Annotated in this window: 16 protein-coding genes and 1 riboswitch; of the genes, 3 read left to right on the forward strand and 13 right to left on the reverse strand. The window is 45.1% G+C overall.

Annotation, left to right across the window (positions count from 1 at the left end; translation table 11 throughout):
- Window positions 1-26: 26 nt before the first annotated feature.
- From AC58UX_RS15925 to AC58UX_RS15965, 9 genes are all read right to left on the reverse strand, one after another.
- Window positions 27-725 (reverse strand): class I SAM-dependent methyltransferase, encoded by a 699-nt coding sequence (locus AC58UX_RS15925; protein WP_497254329.1) that lies wholly within the window; start codon window positions 723-725, stop codon window positions 27-29.
- Window positions 726-955: 230 nt separating this feature from the next.
- Entirely contained in the window at window positions 956-1,354 is a 399-nt protein-coding gene (locus AC58UX_RS15930) for an RrF2 family transcriptional regulator (protein WP_497254331.1), read from the reverse strand.
- A 74-nt stretch (window positions 1,355-1,428) separates the two neighbouring features.
- Window positions 1,429-2,601: an alanyl-tRNA editing protein gene (locus tag AC58UX_RS15935; protein WP_497254333.1), complete on the reverse strand. Its 1,173-nt coding sequence runs from the start codon at window positions 2,599-2,601 to the stop codon at window positions 1,429-1,431.
- Window positions 2,579-3,025: a GNAT family N-acetyltransferase gene (locus tag AC58UX_RS15940; protein ID WP_497254335.1), complete on the reverse strand. Its 447-nt coding sequence runs from the start codon at window positions 3,023-3,025 to the stop codon at window positions 2,579-2,581. Before AC58UX_RS15940 ends, AC58UX_RS15935 begins: the two co-directional genes overlap by 23 nt.
- Before the next feature lie 25 nt (window positions 3,026-3,050).
- Complete coding sequence (locus AC58UX_RS15945) at window positions 3,051-3,383, reverse strand: low molecular weight protein tyrosine phosphatase family protein (RefSeq protein ID WP_497254337.1); 333 nt, start codon at window positions 3,381-3,383, stop codon at window positions 3,051-3,053.
- Window positions 3,384-3,408: 25 nt separating this feature from the next.
- Window positions 3,409-3,990: a YdeI/OmpD-associated family protein gene (locus AC58UX_RS15950; RefSeq protein WP_497254339.1), complete on the reverse strand. Its 582-nt coding sequence runs from the start codon at window positions 3,988-3,990 to the stop codon at window positions 3,409-3,411.
- Between the two features lie 105 nt (window positions 3,991-4,095).
- A complete protein-coding gene (locus tag AC58UX_RS15955; RefSeq protein WP_497254341.1) occupies window positions 4,096-4,296 on the reverse strand; it encodes a hypothetical protein in 201 nt (66 codons plus the stop codon).
- Window positions 4,297-4,301: 5 nt separating this feature from the next.
- On the reverse strand, window positions 4,302-4,748 hold the full coding sequence (locus AC58UX_RS15960) for an NUDIX hydrolase (protein WP_497254343.1): 447 nt from the start codon (window positions 4,746-4,748) through the stop codon (window positions 4,302-4,304).
- A gap of 104 nt (window positions 4,749-4,852) precedes the next feature.
- Window positions 4,853-6,964, reverse strand: a complete 2,112-nt coding sequence (locus AC58UX_RS15965) for a glycoside hydrolase family 52 protein (protein WP_497254345.1) — start codon at window positions 6,962-6,964, stop codon at window positions 4,853-4,855.
- Between the two features lie 171 nt (window positions 6,965-7,135).
- Between AC58UX_RS15965 and AC58UX_RS15970 the strand changes: the two genes are divergently transcribed.
- Together AC58UX_RS15970 and AC58UX_RS15975 are read left to right on the forward strand one after the other, a co-directional pair.
- A complete protein-coding gene (locus AC58UX_RS15970; protein ID WP_497254347.1) occupies window positions 7,136-8,035 on the forward strand; it encodes a helix-turn-helix transcriptional regulator in 900 nt (299 codons plus the stop codon).
- Between the two features lie 101 nt (window positions 8,036-8,136).
- Entirely contained in the window at window positions 8,137-8,946 is an 810-nt protein-coding gene (locus AC58UX_RS15975) for a sugar phosphate isomerase/epimerase family protein (protein WP_497254349.1), read from the forward strand.
- Window positions 8,947-9,024: 78 nt separating this feature from the next.
- On the opposite strand, the gene AC58UX_RS15980 is transcribed toward AC58UX_RS15975, so the two are convergent.
- From AC58UX_RS15980 to AC58UX_RS15990, 3 genes are all read right to left on the reverse strand, one after another.
- Entirely contained in the window at window positions 9,025-9,486 is a 462-nt protein-coding gene (locus tag AC58UX_RS15980) for an SRPBCC family protein (RefSeq protein ID WP_497254351.1), read from the reverse strand.
- 517 nt (window positions 9,487-10,003) lie between these two features.
- Window positions 10,004-10,654, reverse strand: a complete 651-nt coding sequence (safA, locus tag AC58UX_RS15985; RefSeq protein WP_497254353.1) for a SafA/ExsA family spore coat assembly protein — start codon at window positions 10,652-10,654, stop codon at window positions 10,004-10,006.
- 5 nt (window positions 10,655-10,659) lie between these two features.
- Window positions 10,660-10,794, reverse strand: a riboswitch (cyclic di-AMP (ydaO/yuaA leader).
- Window positions 10,795-10,892: 98 nt separating this feature from the next.
- Window positions 10,893-11,321 (reverse strand): DUF4362 domain-containing protein, encoded by a 429-nt coding sequence (locus AC58UX_RS15990; RefSeq protein ID WP_497254355.1) that lies wholly within the window; start codon window positions 11,319-11,321, stop codon window positions 10,893-10,895.
- A 204-nt stretch (window positions 11,322-11,525) separates the two neighbouring features.
- Here AC58UX_RS15990 and AC58UX_RS15995 point away from each other — a divergent pair, with 204 nt between their 5' ends.
- Window positions 11,526-12,059: a DUF84 family protein gene (locus AC58UX_RS15995; protein ID WP_497254357.1), complete on the forward strand. Its 534-nt coding sequence runs from the start codon at window positions 11,526-11,528 to the stop codon at window positions 12,057-12,059.
- Between the two features lie 61 nt (window positions 12,060-12,120).
- Here the strand turns inward: AC58UX_RS15995 and AC58UX_RS16000 are convergent, their stop codons facing one another.
- The gene (locus AC58UX_RS16000) at window positions 12,121-13,110 is read right to left on the reverse strand and encodes a glycerophosphodiester phosphodiesterase family protein (protein WP_497254359.1); all 990 of its coding nucleotides are present in this window, start codon (window positions 13,108-13,110) and stop codon (window positions 12,121-12,123) included.
- Between the last annotated feature and the right edge of the window lie 17 nt (window positions 13,111-13,127).

Genomic DNA, 13,127 nt, shown 5'->3' on the forward strand with positions numbered 1-13,127 from the left:
TTGGACCTGCTTTGTTCAACTACTTCTCACTCCGCATGGCACATCCAGCCCGCAAAAAGCCCAGTAGCATAAAAACGCGTAACCTTCGTAAATCCAGCCTGCTCCAACAGCCACACAATTTGATTTTCAGATATGAACGAGATAGCCATAATCCCTTTTTTGACTAATTCGTCGACATTGTCTTTTTCTCTTCCTGCATCCAACCAAAAGCTCCCCCACACATTCAATCGATGTGGAAACTCGGCTTCTTCAGGATCCCCAAAAGCACTTACGAGCACGAATGGAGCACCTGACTTCAAGTTCGCTTTAATTCCTCTTAACAGCTTCAACTTTTCTTCAATATCTTGAATGAAATGAAGGACCAAGATACAGCTGGCTGCATCAAACTTCGTTTCAGATTGCGGCACAGTGTCAACCGTGCCCAAAATAAGTTGAACGCGCTGCTCCAGGCCGAGTTGCTCAATTTTATGGGAAGCCATATTTAGCATCTCTTCAGAAATATCTACGCCTGTGAACGTCCAATCCGGATTCGATGGTCCCCAAGCCGCAATTTCATTCCCGCCACCCGCTCCAACCACGAGTATGGACTGCGTCTCACCCTCAGAATGAGCCCGAAAATAGGACTGAATCATTGTAAATAGCGCATCGTACGTCGGAATCGAAATACGTGCATTGGTCTCATAGGCAAGTGCCTTTTCAGCATTAAATTTAAGTTCTTCTTTCATTTTCAACCATCCTCAATGTTTGATAACTTGCAAATGCCAATTTTCAAAATTCAGTTCATTATTTACTCCGACTACCGACAATGAGCCTAATGACGCTGCAGATATAGCTTGATGAAATTCCGTTGCAGCATCTCCAGCACAATATATCAACTATGGATTTCCCTCCTGTTAATATTAGAGACTTAATAGACTCTTAATATCCTTAATTCAATTAAAATAAAGAACGGATTTTACTCCGTCTTATGTGTTTTCGCTAAATCGGCGATTTTATTACTTTCCAAATACTGCTCCAGCTGCCGCTCGGCATCCATCACGACCTGCTGAATTTGACAACCGTTTCCGTGATTGAAACTGCATTCGAACAAAGAAGCGGACCCTTCAATCGCACGAATGATATCGAGAAAGGAGATGTCTTCCTGCTTATGTCGAAGTCGATATCCACCGTTGGCTCCTGGGGAAGACTGAATGAGTCCTGCTTTGACTAGCTTGGTCATCAATTTGGACAGATAAGTCTGGGAAACGCCAAGCTTCTCCGCTAGCATTTGTACGCCAACAGGTTTATCAGACGCTGACGATACCAGAAAAAGCATCGCATGAAGAGCATAGTCGGTCGCCTGTGAATATTTCATTTCTTTAAGCTCCTCCATTACGGACTTTATGAGTCTATAATAGCTGTAATTGATCACACTTTCAAGTACTAATATTAATTCCCTCTAATCCACTCTTCCACGAACTTATAAAATGCCAAAGCATCCTCGCCACTTGAGAATCCCGCTTGTGCCATTTTATCACTGCCGCCACCCTTGCCGTTGTAGCTTCCTAAATGGGCTTTAAAGAATGCTCCGCAAGCCTGCACGTAATTCCCGCTATGGGCAAAGACAACCTTATTCTCAGACGTAGTCACGAAAAGAATCGGCAAATCCGTCTTCCCAGCTAGCTTGGTCGCTAAACTCTGCATGTCCTTCATGGATTTATCGTTGAACTCGCGGGCAATGACTTCTATCTTTTCCGTCAAAAGCTCTTGAGCAACAAATTCATCTAGCTTCTCTTTCAGCTCAGTTAGCTCGGTCTGAACCTGTTTATGTTCCTGTTCCCACTTCTCAATACGGTCCATGATTTCATCTTTGCCCGTGTTGAATTTGGTAGACAAGGCGCCTAGAATGCGAACATTGTCATTAAATTCAGCCAGTGCCCGATAACCACACAGAAAATAAATCCGCGTGTTCCCCTTCTGTTTCTCGGTTTTCAATAGCTTAATCATCCCGATTTCGCCAGTTGAAGCGACATGAGTACCCCCGCAAGCGTTATACTCTACACCAGCAGTTTCAACGATACGAATGTTTTTCGTCACCTTCGGTTGTTTGACGAGGGGCAACTGCGCTAACTCTTCTGGCGTCACAAAATAGCTAGTAATTGCGCGATTCTCATAAATCTTACGGTTCACTTCCGTCTCAATCGCTGCTAATTTAGCTGGTTCAAGATCAAGCGACTCCACATCGATCGTGCAATAATCCGTCCCGAGATGAAAGCTCACCGTGTTAGCCTCATAAAGATCACGGCACACAGCCGAAAGCAGATGCTGGCCGCTATGCTGCTGCATATGGTCGAATCTGAGCTGCCATTTGATTTTGCAATTCGCACTCGTTCCTTCAGGCATACTTGCCAGCTTATGTAATACTTCGTCCTCCTCCAGAAGAACATCCAATACGGGGATTCCGTTGATTTCACCAGCATCACAGGGCTGACCGCCCCCATGCGGATAAAACGCAGTCTCCTCCAAGAGGACATAGCTGCCATCTTCTCGTTCGAGCTTTTGGCGGATCGTAGTTTGCCATTCTTGTTGATAGGCAGAATCATAATAAAGCTTTATCGTCATGTTGTTCGGTACCCTCTCTTTGGAACAATCGTTCCATCACGATATAGTATTTGTCACTTTTAACAAAGGTTTTGTTTGTTTCAATCAATCCAAATTTATTATAAAACGGTGCCTTTTCGACCCTTGCATTGCAAAAGATCCGCTTCACACCTGTATTCCTCGCTTCTCGAAGCAAAACATTCAATAGTTGCGTGCCGTAGCCTTTGTTCTGTTGAGACACCGCTGTAGCAAATTTCCGGAACTGAGCCTCTTCACCATCAATAAAAAGGGATACAACAGAGACCAGCTGCTCTCCTACATGGAGTCCATAATGGATCCCTGTGTCATCGTCATCTAGCTTGACGTAATCCAAATCCTTATCAGGCCACATGACCTGATGCCGCAGCTGCCAGGCGGCTTCTTTCGGTATTACTTTAATTTCCATTTTGATCAACTCCATACTTTCGTGCTTAAATCTCGATGTGTTCAGATACTCTTGCTTCCAAAATCTCAATTAACTCTTCATCCATGTAGTGATAATCATCGGGTATATCCAAAATAATAATCTGCTTATTTGCGATTTCCAATTGAAACTTATCTTTTAATCTTCTTAGATGCTTCTTTTCCATAACAAAAATAAGATCCGCCCATCCGATATGGCCTTCTGTCACACGAATTCTTGCACCTACTTCTGTACCCGCGGATTTAACGATGTAATCATTTCGCTGATCAAAGATTTTCTCGGCTGTTAAACTTCTCCACTTGTTTCTGCTGCAAATAAATAATAATTTCGTTTCAACCACTCCTGTTTTGAAAATACACACCTATTTAAGGATAAATCTTCTCCCCATTTTCCAGCATCAAAATAAATTCCTTAATCCGCTTCACGCGCGTTTCTTGCTTCTTCGCTGTATGAATTCGGAACGTGATGGCATATTTATTTTGCCGATCCAGCGTATCATAGAACGCCTTGGCCTCGCTATTCCTCTCCAATTCCAAAGCAAAATCCTCAGGAATGGATGCATTACTTTGCGATTCGTAAGCTTTCTCCCACTGTCCATTCTTCTTGGCAACTTCAATCGCTTTCAATCCAGAGGGCAGCATTCGGCCATTTGCAATCAGCATCTCTGCCTTGTCCTTATTCACTTTGGACCAAATGCTCCTGGCACCTCGAGGAGTAAAGCGTTGGAGCCATGACTGCTCGTCCTTCTTTTCTTTCTGACTATCAATCCATCCGTAACACAATGCGCTCTCCAGCGCCTCATCATAGGAAACAGAAGTGATCCGAGCGCCTTTCTTAGCAATTTGTAATCGAATGCCAGGGGAAGTCTGATGATGAAGTGCAAGCCATTTCTCAAAAGCAAGTTGATCCTCAAAATGCATCTGCGGCAATTCGTTTTTAGGGTTCAAGGTTGTGCCTCCTATATTCCAAATTTGATTTTCACAGAGTCAATGATTTCATCCAGCACCTGCTCGATACTGCCCACACTCACGGTGTCCACCTCGGCTTTCAACCTAGTTCTTTCTCCTCGCCAAAGCACCAATTACATACACACTCAAAAAATAGACCGGAAAAAGAACAAGCCCCAAAACAGTCAACCCCAAAATTTGAAACATCTTATTTTCATCATCGATATCGTTATATTTGTTCCAACCATAAAACATCCAAATCAGCCAAATGGTCATCAGCACATAACCAAATCTATACGCTTTCATTATAACTAGTGGTCGCTCTCATTACTCAGACATCCCAAGCTTTCTAGCGCCATTTTCAAAATAACCCGATTATTCTCATACCCATGCTGATTGTGTAAGGACCACGCTTCTGCCGCGTTATGCCACTGGACGCCTCGGATTTCCTCTGTTTGAGCTTTTAGCTCACCACTAATTGCCTCAACTAGGAAGTAATGGGTCTCTTTCTCAACCTGACCATAAGCAGCATGTTCAAATTGATAATAATTGATGGTCAAAGGCAGAATGATCTTGCCATCAATATTGGTTTCCTCTTTTATTTCACGAAGAGCAGCCTGCTCAATCGTTTCACCTGTTTCCATTCGCCCCTTAGCAAAAGCCAGCTTGCGATAACGATCAACGATGAGTAATATTTCAACATTTTCGCCTAGTTTACGGTATACGACACCGCCTGCGGATATTTCCTTTTTCGTCATCCGTTCCATCTTCCTCCAGTCGGACAAAGCTCATCCCTTCCATTTTACAAATAGTGTCAACAAAAAAGCAACCAAAGCGATTAGCTTCAGTTGCTCGAATGGGATTACTTCGTTTCTTGTAACCATAAAATGCTCGTTACACCACGCGGATAATACTTGCTGCCCGTAATTTCACCGGATATAATTTGGTCACTCCAGCTCCAGATGGACAAGGTAGGATGCGTCAACCAAGCCACGTGGGCTGCATCTGCCGCTGCTCCTTTTTCATCCCAAGCCAGATTAAGAATTTCACGCGCTACAAATTGGCACAAATAAATTTTGCTTAACCAAGAGTTATTACTTGTGGAGGAAAGCTTCCAACCGCCATCTTCGAATAGGCAAGTGCCTTGGACAAGCACAACATCCAGATGTTTTTTCAAGGCTTCGATATAAAAGCCGTAACGGCCATTCGCATCCAGAGCATCCTTATTGCCAGTGAAGTATGGGAATACCAAGCCTTCGATGGCTGGAATGATTTTGGAATCATTGCCTTCGCCAACAACAGCTGGAATATAGCCAGCTTCTGTTACGTAAGAAGTCACCGTTTGTGCGCACTTCAAGGCCTGCTCGCTTGCGATAAGAGCCAGATCTTCTCTGCCATTTTGCGCAAAAATAGTTTCCATTGCCACATAAGCCGCCCAACATTTGCCTGCCATATAAATATTGTTACGGGATTGGCCAAGTGAGACGTCTAAGCTGTCGTAAGTCGTGATTTCCGCCCCACCCATGGTGCGATTGCTGTCCAAGGACATAATGCCATTGCGCAGCTCCGGATTCGGATTATCACGATTGAGCATACTCGTTAAGCATTTGTCAAAAATCTCGAGATTTGCTTGCAGCCACGCTTGATCATTCGTATGCGCCACATAAGTTGCGCCGCATAGTGTCCAGTTCACCAATTGCTCATGTGTCATATGTGAGAAACAATCGTCCAAGCCGTACAACTCATAAGCAGAATAACTAGGACGGGAAAGTGTATTGGCTACCCCCATATCATGCGTAAAGGAAATTCCTCCCGGATATTCGGTAGGGTCGCCAGGGAAGCAAACCTTATCTTCGTAGCTATACCGCTTCACGAACATATCGAGCTCATTACGAACCGTCCAAGGATTCACAGCCAACTCATAAAATAATTGATCAACCGTCAAATCGAACGTATTCATCATGCGATATTCGCCTTCATTGACGATCCAGAATGGCTCATCATCCATATCCAAAAGCTGCGTGTTCCCATAATAGCTGCGGATCGCATGCGCAAGCATAAACTTCTGGTCTGCGGAAAGGGTTGAGTTTTCAAGGGCAGCATCTGCGCTTTGAGCTAATGCAGCTAGTTTGTCGAAGTTACCTAAAGCGTAATCTGCGACAGCTTCAATGTTCTTGAACAAACGTGCATACGTATATGATGCATCACGACCCGCAGTCACGATGCCCCCACGATGGAAGCAAATCGCGAATTGATATGTACGCTTCTCACCTGCAGGCGTATCTGCGAACAAGGCACCAACGGTTCCGAGGCCGAAGGTCAAGTTTTCATCGATTTTCATTTTCAAAATATCTTCAATACTGAAATACATCCCCGAACGCACTTCTGGATCCCGCGAAACAATTGCCGTAATTCGACCTTGTCCAACACCCGCGGCCCCTTCCATCGTATCATCCAACCTGCGCATCGCACTGTACGGATCATTCCCTTGATACCCGAAGAACACTCTTCTGGAGGAGGTACCTTTCGTATTATCCACGGTAATCGAAGCGAGAACAGCTGGAACTAGCGCTAAACGAAGCTCATCATCACTTGCTGTTGCTGGATCTGGAACCGACTGTGTCGGTGAAATCAGGCTAAACTCCAAATCGCCCGCTTTCCATGTATCTGTGCTAACTTTAAAATCTCTATGAATCTCTTCTTGGGCAAAAGGGAACACCGTTTTCTTTTTCTTCGGCTTCGGATCCGGATTCTCGATATCATAGCGCTGTGCTTCATCTTCAACCGAATATTCAAAGAAAGGCAGCGCATCATACTTGCCGCCTTCCGGGGATTCAAGACCAATATATATATTTTGCTTCGGCGGACGCGCTTGTTCTAAATCGAAGCCTCCGCTTTTGCCAGGAAATCCAAGGGTAAAGCTTGCGAATGCGCCTACTGGCGAATGATGTGCGTTAAAAAATTGATTCTTCATCTCAGAAAGCTCCTCTCGATCATTTGCCCTTATTATACGACGATTGAAACACTGAACCCATGGGCAATACGCTCTTTCATTTGGACAAAAGAAACATTTGATTTCTACCCTATTAAAGTGAGATAGTAATTGTAAGAGAATGCCTATGAACCTTTCAAAGGAGCTATATAGATGAAAATCTTACAACAAGAACCTTTACCCAGCGGACTCGAAAATGCCGTTCATGGCGGCATGCTGCCTGATGTGCAGGCGTCGTTTCGGATTTTTGCCGCACATCTCCGCAAGGTCAACGCGCAATGGTCCTTTCCTGAGCATCAACATCCTATGTTTGAGCTAAATCTTGTCATCGAGGGCTCGCAGCGAATGCGTGTCGGGGATAAACATTTTGTACAGAAGCAGGGTGACTTGGTCTGGATTCTTCCGAATGAGGTGCATGCCAGCTTAGGCGCAGTCGATGGAAGTATGATGACTTATGTATGTGTACATTTGGAGGTCACCGATCCTTGGCTCAGACAGCAATTAAGTCAAATTAGGCAAACACTGCATCCTTCTGGAAGCAAAATGGAGAGCCTTATCCGCCCGATCCTGCTGGATCTCGCTCAAATTGCTAGTGCAAACGCCTCCAGCGGACTGAGCTTGAAGCTGCAGACGATGCATGCTTCCTTTCGGATTTTCACCGCGTTGAGCGAACTATTAGTAGATGACGTACAGTCATCTCCCCAGCCTAACGAAGATTCTGGCTTAGCCGCAAAGCTGGCCACACTGATTGAGCATGAAGCTGCAACGACGGCCAAGGGGCAGGAGCCATTCCGCATTACCGTTATCGCGAAGCAGCTCGGATATAGTCCTACGCATTGCAATCGCGTTTTTCACAAAGCCTATGATGTCTCGCCGCGTCAATACTTAAGCACGGTCAAGCTTCGTCAAGCCAAGCTGATGCTGATGGACCCCACACTTTCTATCGAGTACATTGCAGAACAGCTGGGTTATAAGGATTTGTCGCAATTTAGCAAACAATTCAAACGATGGACGAATTTATCCCCCACCGCCTACCGACATTTATCATGGTAAAATAAGTTGGTTTTTGCTGAAGATATCATAAGTTTTTCTCCCGCTTCCTGACCTATACTCAGAGATATTCTAGGTTTTTAAGGATAAGGAGTCATAAACATATGAAATTATATGGATACAAATCCCTATGGGAATGGAACGGAAACTGGCAGGGGAAGTTAGAGCAGATTGTAGCAGCAGGTTACTGCGGGGTTGAGTACACGCCTCCCTCCGATGCTACTGCCGATAAGCAGTTTCGAAAAGAATTAGACGACATGAACTTGTCGTTTATTGCCCAAGTCGTGACACGCGGATGGGATCATTCACGATCTTTCCGTGAGCAAGTGCTTCGCGCAGCTGAGCTGCGACCTGTTTTGATCAATTCGCACAGCGCGGCCGATCGCATGTCAGCTGACGAGCAGCTGCGCTTCTTCGAAGAGGCGCTCCGCGTCGAGCAAGAGATTGGCATCCCGATTGCGCATGAAACGCATCGGGGGCGGGCTTTTTTTACGCCGTGGCAAACGGCGGCTATGTTAAAGCAGCTGCCGGCGCTCAGCATCGGCGCTGATTTTAGCCATTGGTGCGCAGCCTGCGAGAGCATGCCGAGTCCGGAGGACGAGGACGTGCAGCTGAGCTTAGCGCGCGCGATCCATATCCACGGGCGCGTGGGGTATCCTGAAGGGCCGCAAGTAGCGGACCCGCGGGCACCTGAATTTGCCGGACATGTCGAGACGTTCATCGACTTGTGGTTGAGGATCTGTCAGCAACGCTTCGATGCCGGAGCCGAGACGATGACGTTCACGCCGGAATTCGGACCGCCGCCGTATATGCAGGTGCTTCCTTTTACGCGGCAGCCGGTGACCGACTTGTGGGACGTGAATTTGTGGATGTTTCAGACGTTTAAAGCGAGGTATGAAGCGAAGTTTCAGTGAGTGAGGGAAGCCTGTCGGACGTGGTGAAGCGTCTGCGGGCTTCTTTTGTTGGTACGGATTACCTCGAAATAGCGCCCTCTAGGTTTGTTCCTTTTCAACTAGCATCTTCAATTGCGCATTCCTATGCTGTAAGAATCTCATCATGTAGTTCTTCAACACGATTCGCTCCACTACCCACCCGATCCACCCCATTGGCGCCTCGAAACATAGCGTATCCTTCATTAACGTGCGATTTCCTAAATCAATAAACTCGTGTTCATGCCTCATACTTTTGAAAGTACCCTGCAGCATTTCATCCACAAAACGATAAGGTCGAACGTATTCCGATATGAGAGATTTGTGTTTTTGCCTAATCCCAAAATGCCGCGCCTCAAACGTAACCGTATCCCCTCCATTTATCAAGCCTGTAGTTATGCCAGCTATCGCTCTCTCCTTCGTGTGCGGCCAAACTGTCTGCGTATGAATATCAATATTCCGCGCCATGTCAAAACAAACGTCAATCGCTGCGTCAAGTTCGATTTCTGTGTAAATCTTAATCACGATGTGCACCTCATGCTTCTTTTGATTACAAGCCTGTTGAAATAACTCTTATTGGGTTCGGGTCAGTGACTATGCTGAACAATTTATATAAATAATAGGCGTGTAAAATAAACAATAACCAGAAAATCATACGTTTCTTACGATAAACCCATATATTGAATATACAAAATGCTATAGTGATTAAGGTTCCAATTATGTAGTAGATAAAAACAAATGCATTGGTTGGCTTTATTCCAAATTGATTAATAACCTTACCAACATACAAAGCAGTATCCGCTGTTAGAAACATCCACTAGAGTAAACAGAAAGATATAAAAGAAACAGGTTACAATCCCAAATAGCCATTTTTTAATTATGGTCATTATGACACTACTCCTATGTCAGATATTAAGTAACTATGATGTGTTGGTTAAGTCATTGAACCTCCTGCTTTCTCGATTCATCCAGAGTCCAATTCGACATATCCCTCAAGTTTCCTCTGCGCAAAAAAACAGCCCCCAAGGAGGCTGCCTCATAATTAATTACTTATAAATTCCTGTACCCACTCACCATTGTAGTAAGCAACACCAATTTGCGTGAAATTAGGGCTTAAAATATTTTGACGATGCCCCGTACTGTTCATCCATGCGGTCATGACCGCTTGAGGGGATTGTTGACCTTTGGCGATGTTTTCACCTGCATAGGAATATTGAATCCCGTAGGCGCGCATCATATCAAAAGGTGAGCCGTACGTTGGCGACGTATGATCAAAATAGCCGTTGTTGTACATGTCTTTGGCTTTATCCAGAGCCATCGCGGTAAGCGCGTTGTTACTCGTTAAAGGCTTCAAGCCAGCTTTCGTTCGTTCCTGATTAACGAGAGTCACGACTTGACTCGCAAATGTGGTCTGCGTTGGGGCTGGTGTAACCGCTGGTTTGGACGCAGCAGGTGTCGTCGTGCTTCCAGGGATATTGAGCTTCATCCCGGACCAAATCACGTTAGGATTGGCAACCTGCGGATTCGCTTTGATCAGCGTAGTTAGGCTGACGCCATACTTTTGAGAAATTTTCCACATGGTATCGTTCCCGGCTACCGTATGTGTTCCCGTTGCAGCAAACGCCGCATTTGCTCCCATAAGGACGCTCAAACCTAGTGCACCTGTTACCACAAGCTTTTTGTAACGTTTCAAAATAAACCTCTCCTTTTTGCGGCCTGCGAGGTTAGCTGTCGGATTCGGATCAAAGAGTAATCACCCGGCCGCATAATTCGCGGCTTCACCCCAAAGATTGGGTCCCCCGTGCTTCAAAAAAGCTTCGGCCTTCTTAGTTTTTTGATCCAAAATGGATCTAACCGATTGTAACATGGCATATTCGTGAAAACATGACGCAAAATTTTCCATTTTTATCTTCTGTAATCTCAAATACCCATTAATCAGCCACCATAAAATGAAAAGTACTCCCAACCTCAGCATCCTTACAACCATCCAGCTTATAGGAAATACCTCTTTCTACTTTCTCAGAAATCATACGTGTGCATTCCGTTTTCAGCCGTTGATTACTGCCATGTTGGTCCGCTGAATTATCATAGGAATAGGATATCTTCTCTTTTTTATATACAAAATCATAAAAAATCGGATCCCCTTCAATCGTCATTTGCATGATCCTTAACGTACTCTCAACATGTCCCTCCACGTTGGTCAAAAATTGATTGAAACGATCCAGATTCGTAATTTTGCCATGAATATTAATGACATCCCCTTTTGCCGTTCCTTTGTCAATATCGTACTTCGAACCCGAGCAAGCACTAAGTAACATACAACTCAATACGATCAATATCCGAGTATTCCTGAATTTCATCTCTGCTCCCCCTCGTATCACGCCATCTACTTGTTTGACGCAAACGAAACTGGAAATGTATTGAAACAAAGAAAATAAGCTTGAATTCTCAAGCTTTCCACATACGACCACCCCAATTGCTTTTAAGCATCCTTACGTGAAATGGAAACATGGTATACTTATTATCACGTTCTTCCGCAGTACATTACGAGGAGTTGTTTTTTGATGAAAAATGAAATGCGCATTGCGCTAGGTACGCACAATCAGGCCAAACGAGCTGCTGTTGTCTTGGCTGCTGGTATTGAACCGATCTGTCACGTTGTCCCTTCCGGAGTGTCTGATCAGCCTTTGACAGAAGATGAAACCGTCCTTGGTGCGATTAATCGGGCGAAACAAGTGCTGATCGCCGTGCCAGACGCAGAGATTGGACTTGGTCTAGAAGGTGGGCTTACCTATGATGAGGTTCATACGCAACAATGGTATTTGTTCTCGGTATGTGCGGCATGGGACGGTGAGCGGCTTTTCGTGGGCAAAGGGCTATATTTCCCTATCCCCAATGACATTGGTGAGCGATTGAAGCAAGGCGGCACTGAGCTGCGTCATATCATTGATGAATTGAGCAGCACCATTGGGAGTAATCACAAAGAGGGCGCATACGGTTTATTTAGCGAGGGGCGAATTACGCGAAGTGATGTTTTTCGAGATGCCGTCATTGCCGCGCTGACACCTTTTCGGTCGTCTTTTTATAAGGAAGATTGAGTGCATGAAAAAAAGGGCTTCACTCAAGTAGATCGTTCTACTGGGGTTGCCCTTCTAATTATCACATTTTCTCCTTATATACTGGAGCAATTCGATCTATCCGATTCGTCCAAATGCCGCCAGAATACGATGCCGGAAGCCGTTCCACATCCGCTGGCGTATCAAACCCCGTTGAGAACTCAGTCCCGTTCCCGCCTACCACAATAACTCTGGTATCCACACTATCCATTCGGTTTAGAAACTTATTCGGCCATCCCCACAGCAGCGGCGCCAGCTTTTCTGGAATGTGTATCTGAATGTGTTCACAGGCAGATGGCGTAATTCCTGTCCAGCCATACGCAAGGTATGGAAGTAGACAGCTTTTCATCGTATCCACTGAAATGACCCGCATGTCAGGCAATTTTTCCTTCACAATGGCAACTGGTAAGTTCCCGCCATAGATCGTTAATAAGTTCCTGCGTTCTGGCGATAGTTTCGCCAACGTTTCAACCAGCAAGTCCCCCTCATGGGGATCATCGGTTTTGATATGGATGAGAAGCATTTTGGTTGGAAATTGCGTGAGCACTTCCGTTAACGAAGGCATCAGACCGACCCCTTTACCGCGAAAAGGGAACGATTTTCCATTGTCGGCCGTATAGCCGTAACCAATATCCACCTTTTTCAACTCAGCCATCGTGTAATCCTTCGACTGACCTTTCACATTCGTCCGACAATCCAGCGTCCAATCATGAAAAACTGCGAATTGATTATCTTTCGTTACATGAATATCAAATTCAACTTCATCTGCTCCTGCATCAAATGCGGCCTGCATGGATGGAATCGTATTTTCCAAGTAGGGATGCTCTGGTTCAAAGATCCTTTCAGCTGTGCAGGTATCGTTCTTCAGATCCTCCATATGGAACGTTTGTGCCAGCCCGCGATGTGCCATTAGAAAAGGGTCACCACTCCGCTCTTTGGCAAGTAACGACGTGTTATTGACGTACATAAATACTAGGAGAATGAGTATAGCCCATACAATTTTACTTCTAAATATTTTTCTAAAGCGATTCATAAATCCTCCGTTTATGG

The organism is Paenibacillus sp. J22P90 (assembly GCF_059692195.1).